The sequence below is a fragment of the Nonomuraea sp. AD125B genome (assembly GCF_041402765.1).
In the GTDB taxonomy this organism is placed as follows: Bacteria; Actinomycetota; Actinomycetes; order Streptosporangiales; family Streptosporangiaceae; genus Nonomuraea; species Nonomuraea bangladeshensis.
The window spans coordinates 710,837-732,134 of sequence record NZ_JBGLOU010000002.1; the positions used below are offsets into that span (position 1 = coordinate 710,837).

A 21,298-nucleotide genomic window follows, 5' to 3' on the forward strand; every position below is an offset into this window, starting at 1 on the left:
TGCCATCACCAGAGGAAACACTTTCATGTCACCGCACGCTGTTTTCGCGCGCCCGCACGAGGGGGCCTCGCCGGGATATCCGGCGCTCTCTCTGACGGTCGGCAACACGCCGCTGATCCAGCTGCCCGCGTCTCCCGTGTCCGGGATCGGCGGTTTCTGGGCGAAGCTCGAAGGCTTCAATCCCGGCGGCATCAAGGACCGCCCCGCCCTGCACATGGTGCGCCAGGCCCGCGCCCGGGGCGAGCTCCGGCCCGGAGCCACCATCGTCGAGTCGACCAGCGGAACCCTGGGGCTCGGCCTGGCCCTGGCCGGGATCGTCTTCGGCCATCCGGTCGTCCTGGTGAGCGATCCCGGCATGGAGCCGCTGATGTGCCGGCTTCTCGCCGGATACGGCGTCCACGTGGAGACCGTGACCGAGCCGCATCCGACCGGCGGCTGGCAGCAGGCCCGCCGGGAACGCGTCCAGCACCTGCTGGCCGACATCCCCGGCGCCTACTGCCCCGATCAGTACCACAACCCCGACAACGTCGAGGCCTACGCCGGGCTCGCGCACGAACTCCTGAGCCGGCTCCCCCACATCGACACGCTGGTGTGCTCGGTCGGCACCGGCGGGCACAGCGCCGGCATCCACGCCGTGCTGCGCCGGCACTTCCCCGGCTTGCAGCTGGTCGGCGTCGACACGGTGGGCTCGACCATCTTCGGCCAGCCCGCCCGCGCCCGGCTGATGCGCGGGCTCGGCTCCAGCATCCACCCGCGCAACGTCGCCTACGACGCCTTCAGCGAGGTGCACTGGGTCAGCCCCGCCGAGGCGGTCTGGGCCTGCCGCACCCTGGCCGAGCGGCACTACGTCTCGGGCGGCTGGAGCACCGGCGCGGTCGCGCTGGTGGCGGGCTGGCTGGCCCGCACCGCTCCCGGCCGGACCACCGTCGCGATCTTCCCCGACGGGCCGTGGCGGTACCACAGCACGATCTTCGACGACGACTACTGCCACGCCCACGGCCTGCTCGGCACCGTACCGGCGCAGGAGCCGGACGTGCTGGCAGCGCCCCACGAACGGGAGGTGCACCGCTGGACCCGCTGCGCCACCGTGACCGATCCTCTGGCGGGGGCCCGATGAGGGTCACGCTGCGCGAGTTCCGCTCCTTCGCCCGGCCCGTCCAGCTGCTGCAGCTCAACCAGGCGGGCATCAACCTCGGCTTCTACATGCTGATGCCGTACCTGGCCCAGCACCTGGCGGGCGCCGGGCTGGCCGCCTGGACGATCGGGCTCGTCCTGGGCCTGCGCAACGCCAGTCAGCAGGGCATGTTCCTGATCGGCGGCAGCCTGGCCGACCGGCTCGGCTGCAAGCCGATGATCATGGCAGGGTGCGCGTTGCGGACGATCGGCTTCGCCCTGTTCGGCCTGTCCACCACGGTGCCGCTGCTCATCGCGGCGGCGGTGGTGACCGGACTGGCCGGGGCGCTGTTCAACCCGGCCGCCCGCGCCTGCCTGGCGGCCGAGGCCGGGGAGCGCAAGGCGGCGGCGTTCGCCGTGTTCAACGTGTTCTATCAGGGCGGCATCCTGGCCGGCCCGCTCGCCGGGCTCGCGCTGCTGCGCGGCGGCTTCACCGTGGTGTGCCTGGCGGCCGCGGCCATCTTCGCGGTGCTGACCGTGCTGCAGGGCCTGTGCCTGCCGGCCCGGCGCGTCGCGGCCGGACCGCGGCCACCGGTGCTGAGCGAGTGGCGCCAGGCGTTCACCGACCGCGCCTTCGTCGCCTTCTCGGCGGCGATGATCGCCTCCTACGCGCTGTCGTTCCAGATGTATCTGGCGCTGCCGCTGCAGGTGCAGCGCCAGGGCGGTGGCCCGACGGCGGTGGCGGCGCTGTACGCGCTGTCGGCGCTGCTGGGCATCACCGCCCAGGTACGCCTGACCGCATGGTGCACGGCCCGGTGGAGCCGCGGCCAGGCGATCAGCCGCGGCCTGGCCCTGATGGGCGTGGCCTTCGTGCCGCTCGCGGTCACGGCGCACCTGCCGCTGCCGGCGGGCTGGGCGCCGGCCCCGGTGGTGGTGTGCGCGCTGCTGCTCACCCTCGGCAGCCTGGTGGCGTTCCCGTTCGAGATGGCCACCATCGCCGACATGGCCGGACAAGGGCTGGTCGGCACCTACTACGGGCTGTACAACCTGGCGTGCGGCGCCGGCATCCTCGCCGGGAACCTGCTGGCCGGCGCCCTGGTGGACGCCGGCCGCGCCGCGGGCCTGGCCGCCTTGCCGTGGCTGCTGCTGGCCGCGGCCGGGCTCGCCTCCGCCGCGGCCGTCAGCCGCCTGGACCGGGGCGAGCACCTGCGCGGCCAGGCAGCGCCTACGCCGAGGCGGTCGTGATCAGCCCCGCTGGTCTCGCACCATCTGCGCGCCCTGCGCAGAGCCGGACTGGCCGACTCGCGGCGGGCGGGCAAGCTGGTCATGTACCGGCTCACCGACGTCGGCGCGGTCCTGCTGGGTTCGCTGGCCGGCCGGCAGGCCACCGACGCCGGGCCGGCGACCGGTCGATAGGAGTCCCGGCTCTTGCCGCATCATGCCCGAATCGGGCTATCATCGCCACATGGCGATTAATGGTGATTCCGGCTCCTGTGTCAGCGCCGACGTCGCCGCCGGCGTCCCCCCGGCGGCCGCGCTGTTCCACTCCCTGGCCGACGAGAACCGGCTGCGCATCGTGCAGCGCCTGGCCCGCGGCGAGGCCCGCGTGGTGGACCTCGTCGCCGAGCTCGGCCTGGCCCAGTCCACCGTCTCCAAGCACCTGGCCTGCCTGCGCGACTGCGATCTCGTCGACTACCGCGCCGAAGGCCGCCAGTCCTTCTACTCCCTGACCCGGCCCGAGCTGATGGACCTGCTCGCCTCCGCCGAGCAGCTGCTGGCCGCCACCGGCCACGCGGTCACGCTCCGTCCCGCTCCCAGCGGGGTCCGTACGGACGGCGCAGGGGCATGAGCGCGATCGACCTGCCGGGCCTCGGCCCCTCCCCGGCCCGGCGCACGACGTTGCGGCGCCGCATCCGGCTGCTGGTCGCGGCGACCCTCACCTACAACGTGATCGAAGCGGCCGTCGCCATCACCGCCGGCACCGTCGCCTCCTCGGCCGCCCTCATCGGGTTCGGCCTCGACTCCGTCGTCGAGGTCGCCTCGGCCGCCGCGGTGGCCTGGCAGTTCTCGGCCGCCGACCACGAACGCCGGGAGAAGGCCGCGCTGCGCGTCATCGCGCTCTCGTTCTTCTCGCTGGCCGCCTACGTGACCTTCGACGCCGTACGCGCGCTGCTCGGCGCCGGCGAGGCCGAACACTCCACCCCCGGCCTGATCCTCGCCACCCTCAGCCTGATGATCATGCCGTTCCTGTCGCGAGCGCAACGCCGCGCCGGCCGCGAGCTCGGCTCCGCCAGCGCGGTCGCCGACTCCAAGCAGACCCTGCTGTGCACCTACCTGTCCGGCGTGCTGCTGGCCGGGCTGGCGCTCAACAGCGCCTTCGGCTGGTCCTGGGCCGACCCGATCGCCGCCCTGGTCATCGCCGCCGTGGCGGTCAAGGAAGGCCGCGAAGCCTGGCGCGGCGACGCCTGCTGCCCGCCCGCGCCGGCCGTGCCGCCGGAGACCGACGGATCGTGACCCGGGTCAGAACTGCACGTTGGTCATCGTGTACCACGTCGGGACGAAGGTCAGCAGGACCACGGCGACGAGGACCGCGAACGGCCACAGCACGCGCGCGGTGGTGAGGGGCGCGGGTGCGACGGGCCTCAGCCTCCACCGTCCGGCCGCGATGAGCGCCGAGGCGCCTCCCAGCAGGAGGTTCGCGGGGACCAACGCGTACTCGCCGCGCACGATGTGGAAACCGGCCGCGAGGATCATCGTCAGGGTCAGGCCGGCGCCGGCGAGCGGCGTCAGCACCGGCTTGACCTTCGCCATCGCCGGCAGGATCAGGCCGACGCCGCCCAGCACCTCGCAGATCCCGATGAAGACGATCAGGGACTGCGGCACCGCGGCGTACCAGGCGACGGCCCGGGGCGCTTCCGCGTACAGGGCCGCGTCGTACAGCAGCACCTTGCCGAAACCGCTGCCGGCGAAGAAGAAGCCGAACACCGCTTGCAGCGCCCAGAGCACGCCGTTGAGCGTGAACCTCGTCGGGCGCCTCCTGGGCTGCTGCTCGACGTCCTTGACGTCGAGTGCGCTGTTACTGACGTGCAGGTTCATGTTCTCTCGCTACCTTCGGGCGACGATGATCTTCCGGACGCCCTCCAGCCTGGCCGCAGGCCGGCACCGGCGACAACGCCAGGTTCGATAAGGTGCCTTAACCTTTCACTAAACGACGGAAGCGCGCCTGTGGAGCTGCGGGACATCGAGATCTTCCTGACCCTGGCCGAGGAGCTGCACTTCGGCCGGACCGCCGAACGGTTGCACGTGACGCCCGCCCGCGTCAGCCAGGCGATCAAGAAGCAGGAGCGCCGCATCGGCGCCGCCCTGTTCGAACGCAACAACCGGGCCGTGACGCTGACACCGATCGGCAAGCAGCTGTTCGAGGACCTCGCGCCGATGTACCGCGGCCTGCACGAAGGCATGGCGCGGGCCGCCTGCGCCGCCGGCGGGAAGACCGAGGTGCTGCGCCTGGGCATGCTCTCCAGCAACGTCCAGGATTTCCGGCCCCTGCTCGACGCGTTCCACGCCCGGCATCCCGCGTGCGAGGCACAGATCCGCTACGTCGGATTCGGTGACCCGTTCGGGCCGCTGCGCGACGGGGAGGTGGACGTCCAGATCGCCTGGCTGCCGGTCAGGGAGGCCGACCTCACCGTGGGGCCGGTCGTCCGCGTCGAGCCCGTCGTCCTCGCCGTCGGAGCCGGGCACCGGCTGGCCCAGCGGGAGACGGTGTCGTACGAGGACCTGGCCGACGAAGCCGTCATCGTCGGCGCCAGACCCGACTACTGGCGCGAGGCCCTCGTCCCCAGCCACACCCCAGGCGGGCGGCCGATCCGCATGGGGCCGGCCGTCACCGCCGAGAGCGAGATGCTGCCCATCCTGTCCAACGGCGAAGCCGTCGCGCTCGTGCACTCCCACGCCATCCGCTACCACTCCCGGCCCGACATCGCCTACGTGCCCGTCCACGACGCGCCTCCGGCGCGATGGGCGCTGCTGTGGCGCACCGCCGCGGAAACCGACCTCATCCGCTCCTTCGTGAACACCGCCCGCCAGATCGAGGCGGCACTGCCGGAAGGGAGTACGACGTGATCATGCATGACGATCAGGTGGACGTGCCGGCCGAGGTGGTCGCCGCCCTGGTCGCCGAGCAGTTCCCGCAGTGGACGGGCATGGAGATCCGCCGGGTGCGATCGACGGGCACGGTCAACACGATCTTCCGGATCGGGGACGACCTCGCGGCGCGCTTCCCCTTACGCCTGGCCGACGCCGCCGCCGTCCGGTCGGCTCTGGAGCGGGAAGCCCGCGCGAGCGCGGAGCTGGCGCGGGTCTCGCCGTTCCCCACCCCCGAACCGGTGGCGTTGGGCGAGCCCGGCGACGGCTACCCCATGCCGTGGTCGGTCCAGACATGGGTACGGGGTACGCCCGCCACCGACACCGACCCGAGCGGGTCGGAGGGGTTCGCCGAGGACCTCGCGGCCTTCATCGCCGCCCTGCGCGAAGCCGAGACCGGAGGCCGGCGCTTCAACGGCTCGGGGCGCGGCGGCGAGCTCACCCGCCACGACCCCTGGATGGAGGAGTGCTTCCGGGAGAGCGAAGGGCTGCTGGACGTGCCGCGGCTGCGCCGCCTGTGGAGCCGGCTGCGGGAGCTGCCGCGCGACGGCGACGACGTGATGAGCCACGGCGACCTGATCTCCGGGAACGTGCTGGTCGCGGCCGGCCGCCTCAGCGGCGTCCTCGACGGCGGCGGCTTCGGCCCCGCCGACCCCGCGCTGGACCTGGTCGCCGCCTGGCACCTGCTGCGCACACGTCCGCGCGAGGTGCTGCGGCGGAGCCTGGGCTGCGACGACCTGGAGTGGGAACGCGGCATGGCCTGGGCCTTCGTCCAGGCCATGGGGCTGGTCTGGTACTACGCCGAGAGCAATCCGCCGATGAGCGCGATGGGGCGCACGACACTCGACCGCATCGTGGCAGCGGCCCGGCAGGACAGGTGACCCGGCCGGGACGCCCGCGAGGAGCTGATCGCCGGGGCGGCGGGGTCCGGCCCGGGTGAGGGCGCGCGTCAACCCGGCCGGCTGGTGGGGTGCGCCGGCCGGCGTCGACCTCAACACCCTGACCATCCGACCGGTCGGCCAGCCCGCCTGAGGCGGCTCTCACACCCGAACGGCGAGGACACGACCTACCGCCGACCAGCCCATGACGCCCACGCCGGCATGGGCTTCCGATCACGACCGTGAGACGTGAGCGTCTCGTGCCGCGCCGCCGAGGTGTCCCGGCGGGAGCTTGCGGCCGTAGGCGACCAGGAGGAGGTCCTGGGCGGCGCCGGTCAGGAGCGCGCCGGCGCCGAAGGACCAGTCGAGGTCGTCGGCGCGCAGTTCGACGCCGTCGAGATCGGCTCCGAAGAACTTGAGGGTACGGGGAGTGACCTGCTCCAGGAGGAGGCGCACGCGGTCTTGCGGTACGCGGCGGCCGAGGCCGAGGGCGACGCTGATGTCCAGGCCGTGGACCACGTCGTGGCCCAGGGCGGCCGCGATGCCGCCCACCGGAGGCTTCCAGGGATGGTGCGCGTTGTCGCGGATGGCGCCGACCAGCTCGGCCGTGGACAGGGTGGCGGCGTCCTGGCGGGCCCGCCGATCCGCCATCCGGTTGATGTCGCCTCGAGCCTTGACGAGTTCGAGCACCTGCCGGGGCAGCGAAACGCGGAATCCCATCGACATGTGGGCCGCGACCTCGCGTACGCGCCAGCCGGCGCACAAGGTCGGCGCGTCCCACTGGGCGGGTGTCAGGCTCTCCAGCATCGCCGCCAGTTCCCGGCGTTCGCTCGCGATCGCGGTGGCTGTGTCCATGGGTGCGGCTCCTGTCCTCGGCAACATCGATAACGAGATTACGGTAATAATAGAATTATGCGAATGACAAGGGCCGAGGCCAAGGAGCACAACCGGCGGGCCCTGCTGGCCGCCGCGCGCCTGATCGTCGCCCGCGACGGCCACCGGGCCAAGCTGGAGGAGATCGCCGAGCAGGCCGGGCTGACCACGGGCGCCGTCTACTCGCTGTTCGGCAGCAAGAACGGGCTGCTGATCGCCCTGGTCACCGACTACCTCACCCCGCACTACGACGGCATCGAGCAGACCGTCCCCGACGGCCTGGACCTCGTCGAGGCGGTGGAGGTCTTCGCCCGCCACTACCGCCGCCTGTGCGACGACCCCGACGCGCTGCGCCACCTGTCGTTCGAGATCAGCCTGCAGGACCTGGCCCTGCGCGACCCCGAGCTGGCGCCCAGGCTCGCCGCCTCCGTCCGGGAGCACGAGGAACGCCTGACCGCGCTGCTGTCCGGCAGGGTCCACGACGGCAGCGCCGTGACGTCGCGGCAGGCGCGCCGCCTGGCCACGGCGCTGCGCGCGCTCATGGTCGGCCTCAGCCAGGGTGTCACTCTCGGCCTCGCCGACGCCGCCTCCGGAGACTATTTCGCAGCCACCGCCCGCGCCCTGATCACCCCGGACGTGCTCGGACCGCCCTGAGGGACGCGCTTCAGAGGGGCGCGCCCGCCCAGCGCCGGCAGATCGTCAGCATCTGCTGCTCGGTGGGCTTCTCCACCAGCGGCCTGCTGTCCGGGGCGGCGCGCAGCCCGTCGAGCATGACCTGCAGATAGCGGCGGTAGAGCCCCGGGCGGACCTGGACGGAGTGCTGCGCCAGGTCGGTCACCAGCCACAGGATCATCACCACGTCGTCGCCGGCGACGCCGTCACGCAGGTCGCCCTCGGCCCGCGCCCGGTCGAGCAGATGCCGCATCACCTCCGCGACGCGTTCGACGGTTGACCTGCCGAGCCGCCATCCGCCGCCGCCGAGCGCGACGTCCCGCAGCCCGAGGTTGTCCACCAGGAGCTCGGTGATGCTGCCCAGGAGGAGCTCAAGGCCGTCCCAGGCCCGCTCGGCCTCGCCCGCGCGCTGCGCGACCTCCGCCAGCTCGCCCAGCGGCTCCTCCAGCGCCGCGCGAATGAGCTCTTCCTTGTCGGCGAAGCGCCGGTACACGGTGCCGACGCCGACGCCGGCGTGGTGGGCGACCTCGTTGAAGCCGACGGCGAGGCCGCGCTCGGCGAACAGCTCGCGAGCGGCGCGCACGATGCGGTCCCGGTTGCGCTCCGCGTCCCGGCGCAGGCTGCCACGCCGCATGGGCTCGTCGGCGGCGGCGGGTCGCGGTTTCACGTGTCGAAGCGTACCCCTGGGCGGATCGATGGGATCAACGTCACAGCCCGCACCTCCGATGAAACGGATGAGAGCTATCCACTTCTCACTAGACTTGCCGAATCGGATAGGTCATATCCGGTTCCGGACCCCACGTGAGAAGCGGAAAGTGAGTGCTCGATGGCCGAACTGCTCTACCGGCTGGGCCGGTTCACCGCCCGGCGGGCCTGGTGGGTGATCTCCGCCTGGGTCGTCGTGCTCGCCCTGGCCGTCGGAGCCTTCCTGGCCTTCGGCGGGACGATGAGCTCGACGATGACCATCCCCGGCACGCCCACGGCGCAGGTAACCGACCGGCTCAAGACCGAGCTGCCGGTGGCCAGCGGCGGCACCGGGCAGGTCGTCATCCACTCCGGCGACGGTGAGGAGCTCACGACCGCCCAGCGCGAGGGCGTCAGCGCCGCGCTGCGCAAGGTCGCCGGCCTCGACGGCGTGGACCAGGTGGCCGACCCGTTCACCTCCACCGACACGCGCGCCCAGCAGGCGAAGAAGATCACGGACGGTCTCGCGCAGGTCGAGGACGGCCGCGACCGGCTCGACCAGGGCCGGAAGCAGCTCGACCAGGCCCGCTCACAGACCGAGGCGGGCATCGAGCAGACCGAGACCGCCCTCCGGCAGGCCGGCACGAACCCGCAGCTCAAAGCGACGCTCACCCGGCTCAAGGCGACCCTCGCCCAGCTCGACAAGCAGCAGGCCGAGCTCGACAAGCAGCGCGCGACCCTGGAGAAGTCCGAGCGGCAGCTGCTCACCGGACGCGACCTGCTGACCATCGCGCAGGACATCCGCATGGTCTCCTCCGACGGCTCCACCGCGACCGCGACCGTCGTCTTCGACCTGCCGCAGCAGGAGATCACCCCGGAGACCAAGGAAGCCGTCACCGAGACCCTCGACGCCGCGCTCCCCGACGGCGTCACGGCCGACTACTCCGCCGAGATCGCGCAGGGCGAGATCCAGCTGGGCGGCGTCGGCGAGGCGGTCGGCCTCGTCGTCGCGGCCGTCGTGCTCATCATCATGACCGGCACCCTCGTGGCCGCCGGGCTGCCGATCCTCAACGCGCTCTTCGGCGTGGGCGTGGCCGTCGCGGGCGCCATGGCACTGTCGGGCAGCATCGAGATGACGTCGGTGACGCCCATCCTGGGCGCCATGCTCGGCCTGGCCGTCGGCATCGACTACGCGCTGTTCATCCTCCACCGGCACCGCCGCCAGCTGAAGGCGGGCATGACCGTGGAGGAGTCCATCGGGCTGGCCAACGGCACCAGCGGCAACGCCGTGGTCTTCGCGGGCAGCACCGTGCTCATCGCGCTGCTGGCGCTCAACGTCACGGGCATCCCGTTCCTCGCGCTGATGGGAACCGTCGGCGCGGTCGCCATCGCCGTCGCGGTGCTGCTCACCGTGACCATGACCCCGGCGCTGCTCGGCCTGCTCGGGCACCGGCTGCTCCCCCGGCGCGACAGGAAGGCCGCCGCGCAGGCCGCGCCCGTGCCGGCGTCCGCGCCCGCGCGGCCGATGACCATCGGCAGCGCCGTCCTGCGCATCGTGATCGGCGTGGGCGCGCTGGCCCTCATCGCGGTGCCCGCCGCCTCGATGCGCCTCGGCCTGCCCACGGGCGCCTCCGAGGCCGCCGACTCCACGCAGTACCGCGCCTACACGGCCATCACCGAGAAGTTCGGCGCCGGTGCGAACGGGCCGCTGGTCGTCGTCGCCGACCTCGGCGACGGCGTGACCGGGGACGACCTCACGGCGGCCCAGGCCGGCCTCGGCAAGCAGCTCATGGACGTCGACGGCGTGACCGCGGTCGCCCCCATCGGCGCGAACGACAAGGGCACCGTCCTGGTCTTCCAGGTCGTGCCGACGGGCGGGCCGACGTCGGAGTCCACCGAGGACCTCGTCCACGACCTGCGCGGCCGTACCCTTGAGCTCGGCTCCGACAAGGTGTCCCTGTCCGTCGCGGGCAGCGCCAGCGCCAACCTCGACATCTCCGAGAAGCTCGCCGACGCCCTGCCGACCTACCTCGCCCTCGTCGTCGGCCTGTCGCTGCTGATCCTGATCGTCGTGTTCCGCTCGATCCTGGTGCCCCTCATCGCCACCGGCGGCTTCGTGCTGTCGCTGTTCGCGGCGCTCGGCGGCGTCACGGCCGTCTACCAGTGGGGCTGGCTCGGCGGCCTCTTCGGCGTCACCGACCCCGCGCCGATCCTCAACTTCCTGCCGACCCTGCTGGTGGGCATCCTGTTCGGGCTCGCCATGGACTACCAGCTCTTCCTCACCTCGGGGATGCGCGAGGCGTACGCGCACGGCGCTCCCGCCCGGCAGGCGGTCACCGAGGGCGTACGGGCGGGCAGGGCCGTCGTCACCGCCGCCGCGATCATCATGATCTCGGTCTTCGGCGGGTTCATGTTCTCCCACATGACGATGATCCGGCCGGTCGGCTTCGCGCTGGCCTTCGGCGTGCTCGTCGACGCGTTCGTGGTGCGCATGCTGATCATTCCGGCGGTCATGCATCTGGCGGGCGACAAGGCGTGGTGGCTGCCGCGCTGGCTCGACCGGATCCTGCCCGACGTGGACGTCGAGGGCGCCAAGCTGGAACGCCACCACCAGGCCCCGCCGGCACGGGTCCCGGAGACCGTCGCACGCTGACGGCGCCTCGCCTGACGGGCCGGGCCGCGTCCCCGGCCCGGCCCGTCAGCCGGCGCGCGGGGCCATGCCGTCGGCTTCGGCCGCGGGGATCTCTCCGGTGAAGTGACGCAGCTGCGGGCTGAGCGCCGCCACGGCGGCGGCCAGGCCGAGCAGCCCGCCCAGGACGACGAGCGACGCCGCGCCGCCCAGCGCCGCGGCCAGCGTCCCGCCGAGGACCGGCCCAAGGGGCTTGAGCGCCATCCCGCTCATGCTCAGGACCGCGCCCATCCAGCCGAGCATCGTCTCCGGCACCATGCGGGCGATCACCACGTTCAGCACCACGTTCAGCGAGGGCGTCGACAAGGTGATGAACACCAGCGGGACCATCGGCCACCACTTCCCCCAAGGCAGCGCCGTGGCCGCCACCGCCGCGCCGAAGACCGCCACGACGGCCGACACCAGCCTGCCGGGCGGCAGGAGCCTGCTGATGCGGCCCGACAGCAGCGCGCCGGCCAGTCCGCCGATGCCGAGACCGGCCAGGACCGTGCCGGTGATGCGCGCGTCGCCGCCGCGTTCGCCGACGAGCACGATCAGCGGGATGAGGAACGCGCCGCCCAGCAGGTTGAGTACCATCACCGCCGCGGTGGCCTCCCGCAGGCCGTGCCGGCGCCACAGCCACGCGACGGCCTCGGCCGCCTCCCTGCCCATGCCCCGCCGCTCGCCGTCGTCCCGCTCCGAGGTCCGCGGCTCGTCCGCCGGGCGGCGCGGCACCTTCGCCAGGGCGTAGAAGAGCGTGGCGGCGAGGAAGGTGACGGTGTCGACGAGGAAGGGCACCGCCCGCCCCAGGCCGTACAACAATCCGCCGAGCGGCGGGCCGATCAGCCCGGCCGCGTGGGTGCGGGCCTCCTCCTGCGCGTACGCGGTGTGCAGCTGGCCCGGGGGGACGATGCCGCGGATCGCCGTGTCCTGGAGGGGACCGACGAACGCGGCGCACAGCCCGTCCAGCACCGCCAGCGTGACGAACTGCCAGACCTGTACGTGACCGGTGACGACGAGCGCCGTCAGCAGCGCGGAGACGACCGCCTGGAGACCCTGCGCGGTGATGAGCGTGCGGCGGCGGTCCCACCGGTCCACCCAGACGCCGGCCGGGATCTGGACCGCGAGGGAGGCGACGGTACGGGCCCCGGCGACCACGCCCGCCAGGCCGGGCGAGCCGGTGAGCGCCAGCACCAGCAGCGGCATGGCGAGCCTGGTGAGCTCCGACCCCCGCTCGGAGACCGCGCTGCCGATCCACAGCAGTTGAAAGCGCGCGTTCTTGCGCAGGGGGACGATGTCGGTCACGAAACGGCTTTCATGGAGGACGCGGGACGGCGAGGGCCACCGGCCGGGACATCGTACATCTGCCTGTCACGCGGACATCGGCGGATGAAGCGGCTCCTCCCTCACCCCGAGCTCAGCGGCGGGTGAGCTCTTCCCGGTAGCCGGGGATGTCCTCGACCCGGTAGTAGACGGGCAGGCCGCGCTCGGTGGCGATGCGGACGTCCTGGTCGGCGCCGGTGGACTCGCCCGGCAGCCGCAGGACAGCGTCGCAGTGCCGCAGCAGCCGCTCCGCCGTGGGGTACATGATCTGCTCGGCCACGGGGTCGGCGGGGCCGGTGCCGCCCGCGCCGCGCAGCACGGGCAGGGCCACCCACTCCCCGATCATCGGGACGTGTCCGCTGCGGAAGACGGGCCACGCCGCCTCCTCCAGCCGGGCCAGGTTGCGGGCCATCAGTTCGGGGTCGTCGCCCGTACCTGAACGGTAGGGGCCGGCAATCAGAATCATCACGGTTCGGGACTATAGTACGAATAAGTCGGAATAAACAAGATGAAACACGCAGAGGTTGGTGCACGTTTTTGCATGGTCTCCTGTCCTGCCGCCGGAGGTGCGGGCGGCGTTGTTCCGCGGCCTGGCCACGATCCCCGGCGTGAGCTTCACCGAGAACGTCGTGGACGCCGACGGCAGGCGGGGGGTCGCGTTCAGCCACACCGGCGCGCGGGCCCGCTACGACCTGATCCTCGACCCCGTCGACTTCCGCTTCCTCGGCACGTACGGCGTCCAGACCACGAAGTACGACCACCCCTCCTCGTCCGCGATCGAGGCGGGCACGCCCCTCACGCTGACGGCCCGGCTGGACGCCAAGGTGGTGGACGGCCCCGGCCAGAGATGACCCTTCCGCCGTTGCCGCGTTCGCCGCCGGCGGACTGATGTCTGCAATACAGACAGGTCTGCGACACCGACATGACGGGGGTCTCACGATGGAGTACTCGTACGACGCCGCCGATCGCCTGCTCGGCGAGGTCAGAGTCCTGCGGGGCCGCGCTCGCGCCGACCGGCACGCCTTCGGCTACCCCCTGGTGCTCTTCGGCGGCCTCACCGCGTTCCTGGCGGTTCTCCAGACGATCGACGGCGCGCTCCGTTTCCCGCCGGGAGGAGACCTCGCCCATCTCCTCCCGAGGGAGTTCGTGGACATGGTGTGGGTGTCCGGGCTGATCGCCGGGACAGGGCTGACCGTGTGGCACTACCACCGCCACGGCTACCGCAAGGGCATCCAGACGGCGGTACGCCGGCCGGGCGTGCTGGGCGGCCTCGCCGCGGCCGTCCCCCTGCTGTCGCTCCTGCTTCCCTTCGACGGCGCCCCCTTCTACCTGCTGGTCATCGGCCTCGGCCTGATCGCCCTGGCCTGCGTCGAACACAGCGGGCACCTGTGGGTCGTCACCGGGCTCTACGCGGCGGCGGTCGTCCCGGCCGTGGCGAGCGACGGCGTCCACCTGTACGAGCGGCTGCTCGAACGGTCCGGACTGGACGGCCTCCTCGGCGCGCGCGAGATCGCTCTGCTGCTCCCGGCCGCCGTGCTCCTCGTGGCCGGCCTGCGCGCCCTGCGGAAGGCCCGTCCGTGACCCATCCCACCGGACGCCTGAGCGACGTCGTCCACCAGCGTCACCGGCTCGGCATCCTCGCCATCGCCGACGAGGCGGCCAGGGTGGAGTTCACCTACCTCCACGACGTGCTCGAACTGACCAGGGGAAACCTCAACCGGCACCTCGCCGTCCTGGAGGAGGCCGGCCTGATCGTGCTGGAGAAGGGGTACGACGGGCGGCGCCCCAAGACCTGGATCGTCATCACCGGGGAAGGCAGGGCCGCGCTGTCGGCCGAACTCACCGCACTCGAGGAGCTCATCCGCCGCCACGGCCGGGAGCGTGGCGCGGCCCCGCCACCGGTTCACCCGAGCAGCCCGCCCGGCTGAGCGGTCACCGTCATATCCCCGCCCGCCGGGCGTACCGCACGAGCGCCGCCACGGCCGCCACCGGCTGCCTCACGGTGAGGTTCCACGGGGTGGCCGCCTGCTCGAAGCCGTCGTCGCCGGGCAGGAGCACGCGCCCCTTGAGTACACCGCGCACGTCGTTGATCGTCATGGTCGTCTTCCTTCCGAGTTCAGGCGGGCCGCAGAGCGGGAGCGGCCGTGCGGGTCTCGCGCAGCACCAGCAGGCCGTTGACCGCCATCAGCGTCGCGGTCAGGGCGTGGACGCCGAGCGCGGTGGCCACGGAGCCGTGGTGGGCCAGCACGATGGTCATGTCGCCGTACGCGGCGAAGGACTCCACCAGCAGCACCCAGCCGAGCGCCCGGCGGTGGCCCGTCACCAGCAGGACGCCCAGGACCAGGGCCAGGACGACGTCCCGGACCCCCTTGACGACCAGGAAGCCGCCGCCGTCGCCGGACGGCCAGCTCGGCAGGCCGAACCCCGGCGCCACCGTCTCTGGACGCAGGATGAAGTCCATCCCGAACCAGAGGATGAAGAGGATGAAAGCGGTGGTCAGGACGGTGTTGATGTTCTTCAGTGACATCGTTCTTCTCCTGTGAGGTCGGATCAGGCGGTGTGGTGTTCAGGCTGCTCCCGGGTGTTTGGAGGGGACTTGGAGCCGGTTTGGAGCTGTCCCCGTACGATGTGCGGATCATGGTCTTCATCCGCGTGCTGGGCTCGTTCGCGGCCGAGGTTGACGGCGCGGCCGTTCACCTCGGCGGGCCGCGGCAGCGGGCCGTGCTGGCGATGCTGGTGGCGGCGCGCGGACAGGTCGTGCCGGTCGACCGGATGATCGAGGACCTGTGGCGCGGTGAGCCGCCCGGGCGGGCACTGATGTCCCTGCAGGCGTACGTGTCCAACCTGCGCCGGCTGCTGGAGCCCGGACGCCCGCCGCGCACGTCGGCCCGGCTGCTGGTGAGCGCGTCGCCCGGCTACGCGCTGCGGCTGCCGCCCGAGGCGGTGGACGCGTGGCGGTTCGAGCACCTGCTCGACGAGGCCCGGGCGGTCACCGACCCGCGTGCCGCCCGGTCCCTGCTCGCCGAGGCGTTGGGGCTGTGGCAGGGGCCGGCGTTCGCCGAGGTCGCCGACGAGCCGTGGGCCGCCACCGAGAAGGCCCGGCTGAACGAGCTGCGCCTGGTCGCCACCGAGCTGCGCGTCGCGGCGGGCCTGCGGATCGGCGAGGCCGCCGCGGTGGTCCCTGAGGCCGAGCGGCTCACCCGCGAGGAGCCGCTGCGCGAGGAGGGCTGGCGGCTGCACGCCCTGGCCCTGTGGAGCAGCGGCCGCCAGGCCGACGCGCTGGCGACGCTCCGCCGCGCCCGCGCCGTCTTCGCCGAGGAGCTCGGGCTCGACCCCGGCCCGGAGCTGACGGCGCTGGAGGAGGCGATCCTCACCCAGCGCACTGACGTCCTGCGCGCGACCGTGCCCCCGCCCCCGCCCCCGCCGCTCCCGCCCCCGCCACCACTGGCCCAGATCGCCGAGGCGCCGTTCGTCGGGCGTGAGGCGGAGCTGTCGGCGCTGGTCACGGCCGCCGCCGAGGCCGCCGCCGACGGCGCCCGCATCGCCTTGGTCACCGGCGAGGCCGGGCTCGGCAAGTCGACGCTGCTGGAACACCTGGGCAGGCGGCTCGAACGTGACGGCTGGCTGGTCGCCGTCGGCCACTGCCCCGAGGTCGACGGCGCGCCGCCCGCGTGGGCGTGGACCGAGGCGCTGAGCGCCGTCGCCGCCGCCTCGCCACCGGGCGCGTTCGCCGGCGACCTCGCGCCGCTGCTCACCGACACCGAGCCGGTGCACGCCGACGCCACCGCGGGACGCTTCCGCCTGCGCCAGGCCGTGTGGAGATGGCTCGCGGCGGTCGCCGCGCGGTGCCCGGTCGCCGTCGTGCTGGACGACCTGCACTGGGCGGACGCCGCCACGCTGGAGCTGCTCGGCGGCGGCCTCGGCCTGCGGGCCCCGATCCTGGTCGTCGCCGCGTACCGGGCGGACGAGAGCGGGCACCTCACTGAGACGCTGGCCTCCCTCGCCCGCGCCACGCCGCTGCGCCTGGCGCTGACGGGGCTGGACGACGCGGCCGTGGCGCAGCTCGTGCGGACCGAGTGCGAGGCCGACGAGGAGACCGTCACGGGGATCGCAGAACGCACCGGCGGCAACCCGTTCTACGTGCGCGAGAGCGCCCGGCTGCTGAACGGCGAAGGCGCGCTGGTCGCGCTCTCCGAGGTCCCGGAAGGCGTACGTGACGTCCTGCGCCGCCGGCTCGCGCGCCTGCCCGAAGGAGGCGTGTCCATCCTCCGGCTGGCTGCGGTCGCCGGCCGGGAGAGCTCGGTGGACGTCCTCGTGAAAGCCGCCGGCACCGACGAGGACGGCGTGATGGACGCGCTGGACGCGGGCGTCATCGCCGGGCTGCTGAACGAGCCCGCCCCCGGACGCGTCCGCTTCGTCCACGCCCTCGTCAGGGACACGCTCATCGCCGACCTCAGCCGCCTGCGCGCCGCCCGCATGCACGCCAGGATCGCCGCCGCGCTCGAAGGCGGCGACGACGTCGCGGCGCTGGCCCACCACTACGCGCGCGCCGGCTCGCCGAAGGCCGTCGGCTACTGCGTCCAGGCCGCCGAGCTCGCCGAGGCCCGCTACGCCCACGACGTGGCGGCCGCCCTCCTCACCGACGCCGTCGCCAACGCGACAGGACCGGACGAACGCGTCGAGCTGCTCGGCAGGCTGCTGCGCGCGCAGATCCGGGCGGGAGCCGTCGCGGCCGCCCGCGAGACCCGCCGTGAGGCGGTCGAGTACGCCGAGTCCCTGGGCCGCGACGACCTGATGATCGCCGCGTTCACCGCGTGGACGGAGCCGACCCCTTGGCAGGCCCGCATGTACGGCACGGTGGACCGGCCCGTCGTCGACCGCCTGAGCCGCCTGTTGAAGCGCGACCTGACCCCCGCGGTGCGGTGCCGGCTCCTGATCGCGTACGTGGACGAACTGGCCGGCGAGGACGACCCGGCCGTTCTGGACGCGGCGCGGGAGGCGCTCGACCTCGCCACCGGACCCCGGCTGCGGGCCGCGGCGCTCCAGAGCCTGGCCCGGGTCCACGGCGACGCCGAGCTCTGCCGCGAGCTCGTGGCCATCGGCGCCGAGCACGACCTGCCCGTCTACCGCGTCACCGGGCTGATCAACCTAGCCGCTGTCGCCGCCGCGGCCAACGACCCGGTGACCATGCGCCAGGCGGCCACCGAGGCTCTGGAGCTCGCGCGCGCCTACCGGATGCCGGGGGCGATCCCCGTCGCCGAGATCACGCTGGCGACCCTGGCGCTCGTCGAAGGCCGGTTCTCCGACGCCGAGCGCCTCTACGTGCAGGCCGACGAGGGCATGCGGCGCGCCGGCTCGGTGCACGCCACGGGCTTCCTCCCCCTCGCCCTGGCCACGATCTGGTTGAACGACGGCACGCTCGGCGCGCACCTGGACGACGTACGCGCCCTGCACGCCACGCTCGGCGGCGCCATGACCTCCGACCTGCTCGCACTCGCCCTCCACGCCGCCGGCCTGGAGGCCGAAGCCCGCGAGGTCCGCGCGTCAGCCGGCCCGATCCGCCCCGACTTCTTCTTCACCTTCCTCACGACGGTGCGCGCGATGGCCGTCGTCGCCCTGGGGGATCGCGACGCCGCCGAGGAGGTCTACGCGGCGCTGCTCCCGCACCGCGACGGCCCCCCGGCGGGCGCCGCGAACCTGGCGGTGGCGCTGCGCCCGGTCGCCCACACCCTGGGCGAGCTGGCCCTCCTCCTGGGCCGCGCCGAGGCCACGGCCCACTTCGCCGAGGCCGCCGCGATCGCCGAGCGGTGGAACGCCCCCCACTGGGCCGCCGAGGCCCGCTCGCGGACGGCCATCTAGCCTCTGCCCGCGACAGGGGTGAAGAAGTTGACGAGGTTCCCGTCGGGGTCGCGGAACAGCAACGACCGGTTGCCCCACGGCATCGTCGTGGGCTCGTTGACGAAGTCCGCCACGAAGCCGGTCAGGTTCCGGTGGACGCTGTCCACGTCGTCGACCAGGAACTCGATGATCACGCTGTGATTGTCGGCCGGGCGGGCGGAGCCGGGCGCGAACAGCGGAACCGTACGGGTGCCGGCGATCGCGAGGGTGGCCGAGGCGGTCGTGAGCTCGGCGAAGTCCTCGGTGGCCCAGCTCGCCCGCACCCCGGTGGCGCGTTCGTAGAAGCCGACGAGCCGGGCCACGTCGCCGGTGATGATGCGGATCGAGACGAAGTTCATGAGGTCCTCTCAGGGTGGGTCGATGCTGCTGAGCCGACGCTACGGGCAATACTGGACAGAAACCGCCCTATATTCGTCTGACATCGAGGAACATGTCCCGACCCACTGCCCGTGTGCTCGCCCTGCTGGAGCTCCTGCAGGCGGGAGGCGTACGGACCGTCGCGGAGCTCGCCGACCGGCTCGGGGTCGACGAGCGCACCGTGCGGCGCTACGCCGCCCACCTCGTCGACCTCGACGTGCCCGTCGAGTCCGTACGCGGCCGCTACGGCGGCTACCGGCTGGCCCCCGGCTACCGCATGCCGCCGCTCATGCTGACCGACGACGAAGCGCTCGCCGTGCTGCTCGGGCTGGTCGCCGGCCGGCGGGCCGGCCTGATGACGGCCATGGGCACGGCCGGCGAGACGGCCGCGGCCAAGATCCGGCGGGTGCTGCCGGCGCCGCTGGCCCGCAGACTCGACGCCGTGCTCGGCTCCCTCGCCTTCACGACTCCGCCCGGCGAGCAGCCGGCCGCCCCTGAGAGCGGGGTCCTGCTCGCGATCGCCGACGCGATCAGCCATCACCGGCCGATCTCGATCAGGTACGTCGCGGCCGACGGCAGGCGCAGCGAACGCACGCTGCACCCGTACGGGCTCGTGACCCATGCGGGCAGGTGGTACGTGACGGGCGCGGATCCGGCGATCGGTGAGGACCGGACGTTCAGGCTGGACCGCATCACCGGCGCGAAGACCCTGCCGGGCGTGTTCGAGCCACCCGCCGGGCTCGACCCGGCGCGACGCGTGCTCACCGGACTCGCCACCGCCCCCTACCGGTACGAGGTGACCCTGCTGGTCCAGGGGACGGCCGAGCAGATCCACACCTGGCTGCCGCCCGGCATCGCGATCGTGGGAGAGCCGGACGCCGGCGGCTGGTCCCGCGTCGAGCTGCGGGCGGAACGGCTCGACTGGCTGCCCGGCGTCCTCGCGTCGCTGGACCTGCCGTTCGCCGTCGAGCGGCCGGACGCGCTGCGCGACCTCATCGCCGAGCACGCCGACCGGCTCCTGCGATCGGCCCTCCGTATTTATACGCACTGCGAGGGTGATTAGTACGCGGAACGACGCTGCGCGGCTTCGTACATTGTCCAGGGTCCGGACAACGACAATCGAAAGGAGGAAGCGTGCCAAGAAACGCGTTGCGCGCCTTAGCCGCACTCATCGCGGCCGGAGTATTTCTGACCGGCCTCACCGCCCCGGCTTCGGCGAGCACGAGAAGCACGTCCACGAGCCGCGTTCTCTACATCACCATGCAGCACCAGGAGAACAGCAAATGGTGCTGGGCCGCGACGGGCGTCACCATCGCCGGTTATCACGGCGCCTGGCTGTCCCAGAACCAGTTCTGCAACCTGGCGAACGACTACCCCGTCAACGATGTCTGCCCCAACGCCGCCGGCAGCGCCGCCCTGGTCAAGCACGCCCTGGACCGGCTCGGCTTCTACCGGTCAGGTGACGATCTGCACAACCCGATCAGCTACGCCGCGGTGAAGACGCAGATCGACGTGGAACGCCCGTTCTACGCCGGAATTCGCTGGGCCGCCGGCGGCGGGCACGCCCTGGTGGTCTATGGATATGACGACGCGGACGGCGGCCAGATCATGTTCGGCAATCCGGGGCAGAATCCGCCGCGTTACCGCATCAAGCCGTACAGCTATTTCGTCAGCAACGACACCTACACCTGGACCAGAACGCTCGACAACATCGTGAGGACGAAACAGCCGTGATGAAGAAAGCGATTGCGGCGGCGGTCACCGCCGTCGCCGGCCTGGTCTTTCTGGCCGGCGGGACCGCGGCGGCCGATTCCGGTCACCTGACCGGCACTCCCTCGGCCGCCGACCTGCAGCACGCGCACACGGCCGCGGCCACGCCGCAACTCCTCGCCCGCCTGGCCGTCCTGAAGTTCCCGGACAGCCGGTCGGAGACCCAGGGCCAGGCGTCCATCGGGGAGAAGGCCATCCCGGTCTACGCGATCACCCCCGAGTTCACCCGCGGCGAGGCGGGCGCCCCGGTCGGCCGGCTCTCCTACGTGGCGATCCCCGCCCGGACCGGAGACGGCACCCCGGCGACCGTCGCCATGACGAACGACGGCGGCTGGCGGCTGTCGGAGATCGTCTCCGGCACGCCGGAGGAGCAGGTCGCGGCCCAGCTGGGCGCCGACGCCTCGCTCCTGTACGAGCCGCAGATCGACGGCTGGTACGAGCTCCGCGGCGACCAGGTCCGGCTGCTCGACACCTCGGCCGCCGCCGAGACCGCGCCGAGGGTCTACCGCCTGGCCGACTACCAGGCCCTGCTCGTCAGCCGGTACGCCGACAAGCAGGCCGGCTCCGACTACGACCGGCAGGGCCTGGCCGGCGGGTACGGGCCTGAGCGCCCGCACGGCCTCGCCCCGATGGGGATGGTGGCCGTGGTCGTGGCGCTGGCCGGAGCCTCGCTCGCCGCGGCCCGCCTCCTGCGCCGGGCGCGCCGGGCCTGATGGACCCGCACGAAGGTGTACGCCGTAAACCCTCATGGCTCACGGCGTACACCGTGAGGGCCCCCCACACAGCGGAGAAGATCGCGGACGCCGGGCAAGCCGTCCTGGCGAGCGAGGGCGCCGCAGCCGTGACCATGCGGCGGATGGCCGCCTACAAGCACTTCCCCGAGCAACCGGGTCCCGGACGGCCCACGGGAGGCGCG

Annotated in this window: 23 protein-coding genes; 15 read left to right on the plus strand and 8 right to left on the minus strand. The window is 72.8% G+C overall.

Features of this window, described 5'->3' with window-relative positions:
• Positions 1-25: 25 nt before the first annotated feature.
• The 4 genes from ACBR40_RS08275 (at position 26) to ACBR40_RS08290 (ending at position 3,627) form a co-directional block, all read left to right on the plus strand.
• Positions 26-1,117 carry a PLP-dependent cysteine synthase family protein gene (locus tag ACBR40_RS08275; RefSeq protein WP_371248163.1) on the plus strand — a complete coding sequence of 364 codons (1,092 nt, stop codon included), beginning with the start codon at positions 26-28 and terminating at the stop codon, positions 1,115-1,117.
• Positions 1,114-2,358 carry an MFS transporter gene (locus ACBR40_RS08280; protein ID WP_371248164.1) on the plus strand — a complete coding sequence of 415 codons (1,245 nt, stop codon included), beginning with the start codon at positions 1,114-1,116 and terminating at the stop codon, positions 2,356-2,358. The genes ACBR40_RS08275 and ACBR40_RS08280 overlap by 4 nt, the downstream gene beginning before the upstream one ends.
• A gap of 220 nt (positions 2,359-2,578) precedes the next feature.
• Entirely contained in the window at positions 2,579-2,962 is a 384-nt protein-coding gene (locus ACBR40_RS08285; protein WP_344207411.1) for a metalloregulator ArsR/SmtB family transcription factor, read from the plus strand.
• Positions 2,959-3,627, plus strand: coding sequence for a cation transporter (locus ACBR40_RS08290; RefSeq protein WP_371248165.1), 669 nt, complete (start codon positions 2,959-2,961; stop codon positions 3,625-3,627). The genes ACBR40_RS08285 and ACBR40_RS08290 overlap by 4 nt, the downstream gene beginning before the upstream one ends.
• A gap of 6 nt (positions 3,628-3,633) precedes the next feature.
• Here ACBR40_RS08290 and ACBR40_RS08295 read toward each other — a convergent pair whose 3' ends face one another.
• A complete protein-coding gene (locus ACBR40_RS08295; RefSeq protein ID WP_371248166.1) occupies positions 3,634-4,209 on the minus strand; it encodes a DoxX family protein in 576 nt (191 codons plus the stop codon).
• A 129-nt stretch (positions 4,210-4,338) separates the two neighbouring features.
• On the opposite strand from ACBR40_RS08295, the gene ACBR40_RS08300 reads away from it, so the two are divergent.
• Positions 4,339-5,238, plus strand: coding sequence for a LysR family transcriptional regulator (locus tag ACBR40_RS08300; protein ID WP_371248167.1), 900 nt, complete (start codon positions 4,339-4,341; stop codon positions 5,236-5,238).
• Positions 5,239-5,240: 2 nt separating this feature from the next.
• A complete protein-coding gene (locus tag ACBR40_RS08305; protein WP_371248359.1) occupies positions 5,241-6,140 on the plus strand; it encodes an aminoglycoside phosphotransferase family protein in 900 nt (299 codons plus the stop codon).
• Positions 6,141-6,371: 231 nt separating this feature from the next.
• Here ACBR40_RS08305 and ACBR40_RS08310 read toward each other — a convergent pair whose 3' ends face one another.
• The gene (locus tag ACBR40_RS08310; protein ID WP_371248168.1) at positions 6,372-6,992 is read right to left on the minus strand and encodes a maleylpyruvate isomerase family mycothiol-dependent enzyme; all 621 of its coding nucleotides are present in this window, start codon (positions 6,990-6,992) and stop codon (positions 6,372-6,374) included.
• A gap of 63 nt (positions 6,993-7,055) precedes the next feature.
• Between ACBR40_RS08310 and ACBR40_RS08315 the strand changes: the two genes are divergently transcribed.
• Entirely contained in the window at positions 7,056-7,664 is a 609-nt protein-coding gene (locus tag ACBR40_RS08315) for a TetR/AcrR family transcriptional regulator (RefSeq protein WP_371248169.1), read from the plus strand.
• A gap of 10 nt (positions 7,665-7,674) precedes the next feature.
• Here the strand turns inward: ACBR40_RS08315 and ACBR40_RS08320 are convergent, their stop codons facing one another.
• Positions 7,675-8,349, minus strand: coding sequence for a TetR/AcrR family transcriptional regulator (locus ACBR40_RS08320; RefSeq protein WP_371248170.1), 675 nt, complete (start codon positions 8,347-8,349; stop codon positions 7,675-7,677).
• A gap of 159 nt (positions 8,350-8,508) precedes the next feature.
• On the opposite strand from ACBR40_RS08320, the gene ACBR40_RS08325 reads away from it, so the two are divergent.
• Complete coding sequence (locus ACBR40_RS08325) at positions 8,509-11,019, plus strand: MMPL family transporter (RefSeq protein ID WP_371248172.1); 2,511 nt, start codon at positions 8,509-8,511, stop codon at positions 11,017-11,019.
• Positions 11,020-11,064: 45 nt separating this feature from the next.
• On the opposite strand, the gene ACBR40_RS08330 is transcribed toward ACBR40_RS08325, so the two are convergent.
• Positions 11,065-12,339 (minus strand): MFS transporter, encoded by a 1,275-nt coding sequence (locus ACBR40_RS08330; protein ID WP_371248173.1) that lies wholly within the window; start codon positions 12,337-12,339, stop codon positions 11,065-11,067.
• Positions 12,340-12,451: 112 nt separating this feature from the next.
• Entirely contained in the window at positions 12,452-12,826 is a 375-nt protein-coding gene (locus ACBR40_RS08335; RefSeq protein WP_371248174.1) for a hypothetical protein, read from the minus strand.
• 58 nt (positions 12,827-12,884) lie between these two features.
• Here ACBR40_RS08335 and ACBR40_RS08340 point away from each other — a divergent pair, with 58 nt between their 5' ends.
• The 3 genes from ACBR40_RS08340 to ACBR40_RS08350 all read left to right on the plus strand — a co-directional run bounded on the left by ACBR40_RS08340 (position 12,885) and on the right by ACBR40_RS08350 (position 14,285).
• Complete coding sequence (locus tag ACBR40_RS08340; protein WP_371248175.1) at positions 12,885-13,208, plus strand: hypothetical protein; 324 nt, start codon at positions 12,885-12,887, stop codon at positions 13,206-13,208.
• 88 nt (positions 13,209-13,296) lie between these two features.
• Positions 13,297-13,938 carry a hypothetical protein gene (locus ACBR40_RS08345; protein ID WP_371248176.1) on the plus strand — a complete coding sequence of 214 codons (642 nt, stop codon included), beginning with the start codon at positions 13,297-13,299 and terminating at the stop codon, positions 13,936-13,938.
• The gene (locus ACBR40_RS08350) at positions 13,935-14,285 is read left to right on the plus strand and encodes a transcriptional regulator (protein ID WP_371248177.1); all 351 of its coding nucleotides are present in this window, start codon (positions 13,935-13,937) and stop codon (positions 14,283-14,285) included. Before ACBR40_RS08345 ends, ACBR40_RS08350 begins: the two co-directional genes overlap by 4 nt.
• A gap of 10 nt (positions 14,286-14,295) precedes the next feature.
• Here ACBR40_RS08350 and ACBR40_RS08355 read toward each other — a convergent pair whose 3' ends face one another.
• Both ACBR40_RS08355 and ACBR40_RS08360 read right to left on the minus strand, forming a co-directional pair.
• A complete protein-coding gene (locus tag ACBR40_RS08355; protein WP_371248178.1) occupies positions 14,296-14,454 on the minus strand; it encodes a hypothetical protein in 159 nt (52 codons plus the stop codon).
• 19 nt (positions 14,455-14,473) lie between these two features.
• On the minus strand, positions 14,474-14,884 hold the full coding sequence (locus ACBR40_RS08360) for a DUF4267 domain-containing protein (RefSeq protein ID WP_371248179.1): 411 nt from the start codon (positions 14,882-14,884) through the stop codon (positions 14,474-14,476).
• Between the two features lie 110 nt (positions 14,885-14,994).
• On the opposite strand from ACBR40_RS08360, the gene ACBR40_RS08365 reads away from it, so the two are divergent.
• Positions 14,995-18,216 carry a BTAD domain-containing putative transcriptional regulator gene (locus ACBR40_RS08365; RefSeq protein ID WP_371248180.1) on the plus strand — a complete coding sequence of 1,074 codons (3,222 nt, stop codon included), beginning with the start codon at positions 14,995-14,997 and terminating at the stop codon, positions 18,214-18,216.
• On the opposite strand, the gene ACBR40_RS08370 is transcribed toward ACBR40_RS08365, so the two are convergent.
• Positions 18,213-18,593 carry a VOC family protein gene (locus tag ACBR40_RS08370; RefSeq protein ID WP_364447334.1) on the minus strand — a complete coding sequence of 127 codons (381 nt, stop codon included), beginning with the start codon at positions 18,591-18,593 and terminating at the stop codon, positions 18,213-18,215. The two genes, ACBR40_RS08365 and ACBR40_RS08370, sit on opposite strands and share 4 nt — an antisense overlap.
• Positions 18,594-18,685: 92 nt before the next feature.
• Here ACBR40_RS08370 and ACBR40_RS08375 point away from each other — a divergent pair, with 92 nt between their 5' ends.
• The 3 genes from ACBR40_RS08375 (at position 18,686) to ACBR40_RS08385 (ending at position 21,095) form a co-directional block, all read left to right on the plus strand.
• Positions 18,686-19,675, plus strand: a complete 990-nt coding sequence (locus tag ACBR40_RS08375) for a YafY family protein (RefSeq protein ID WP_344207390.1) — start codon at positions 18,686-18,688, stop codon at positions 19,673-19,675.
• A 71-nt stretch (positions 19,676-19,746) separates the two neighbouring features.
• Complete coding sequence (locus ACBR40_RS08380) at positions 19,747-20,346, plus strand: papain-like cysteine protease family protein (protein WP_371248181.1); 600 nt, start codon at positions 19,747-19,749, stop codon at positions 20,344-20,346.
• Entirely contained in the window at positions 20,346-21,095 is a 750-nt protein-coding gene (locus ACBR40_RS08385) for a hypothetical protein (protein WP_371248182.1), read from the plus strand. The genes ACBR40_RS08380 and ACBR40_RS08385 overlap by 1 nt, the downstream gene beginning before the upstream one ends.
• Positions 21,096-21,298: the final 203 nt, after the last annotated feature.

Bases quoted from the DNA above. Each gene is read 5' to 3' on its own strand.
- ACBR40_RS08295 (WP_371248166.1), bottom strand. From the start codon at position 4,209: ATGAACCTGCACGTCAGTAACAGCGCACTCGACGTCAAGGACGTCGAG.
- ACBR40_RS08360 (WP_371248179.1), bottom strand. From the start codon at position 14,884: ATGTCACTGAAGAACATCAACACCGTCCTGACCACCGCTTTCATCCTC.
- ACBR40_RS08385 (WP_371248182.1), top strand. From the start codon at position 20,346: ATGAAGAAAGCGATTGCGGCGGCGGTCACCGCCGTCGCCGGCCTGGTC.
- ACBR40_RS08310 (WP_371248168.1), bottom strand. From the start codon at position 6,992: ATGGACACAGCCACCGCGATCGCGAGCGAACGCCGGGAACTGGCGGCG.
- ACBR40_RS08355 (WP_371248178.1), bottom strand. From the start codon at position 14,454: ATGACGATCAACGACGTGCGCGGTGTACTCAAGGGGCGCGTGCTCCTG.
- ACBR40_RS08280 (WP_371248164.1), top strand. From the start codon at position 1,114: ATGAGGGTCACGCTGCGCGAGTTCCGCTCCTTCGCCCGGCCCGTCCAG.
- ACBR40_RS08345 (WP_371248176.1), top strand. From the start codon at position 13,297: ATGGAGTACTCGTACGACGCCGCCGATCGCCTGCTCGGCGAGGTCAGA.
- ACBR40_RS08375 (WP_344207390.1), top strand. From the start codon at position 18,686: ATGTCCCGACCCACTGCCCGTGTGCTCGCCCTGCTGGAGCTCCTGCAG.
- ACBR40_RS08285 (WP_344207411.1), top strand. From the start codon at position 2,579: ATGGCGATTAATGGTGATTCCGGCTCCTGTGTCAGCGCCGACGTCGCC.
- ACBR40_RS08290 (WP_371248165.1), top strand. From the start codon at position 2,959: ATGAGCGCGATCGACCTGCCGGGCCTCGGCCCCTCCCCGGCCCGGCGC.
- ACBR40_RS08325 (WP_371248172.1), top strand. From the start codon at position 8,509: ATGGCCGAACTGCTCTACCGGCTGGGCCGGTTCACCGCCCGGCGGGCC.
- ACBR40_RS08275 (WP_371248163.1), top strand. From the start codon at position 26: ATGTCACCGCACGCTGTTTTCGCGCGCCCGCACGAGGGGGCCTCGCCG.
- ACBR40_RS08315 (WP_371248169.1), top strand. From the start codon at position 7,056: ATGACAAGGGCCGAGGCCAAGGAGCACAACCGGCGGGCCCTGCTGGCC.
- ACBR40_RS08305 (WP_371248359.1), top strand. From the start codon at position 5,241: ATGCATGACGATCAGGTGGACGTGCCGGCCGAGGTGGTCGCCGCCCTG.
- ACBR40_RS08370 (WP_364447334.1), bottom strand. From the start codon at position 18,593: ATGAACTTCGTCTCGATCCGCATCATCACCGGCGACGTGGCCCGGCTC.
- ACBR40_RS08365 (WP_371248180.1), top strand. From the start codon at position 14,995: ATGGTCTTCATCCGCGTGCTGGGCTCGTTCGCGGCCGAGGTTGACGGC.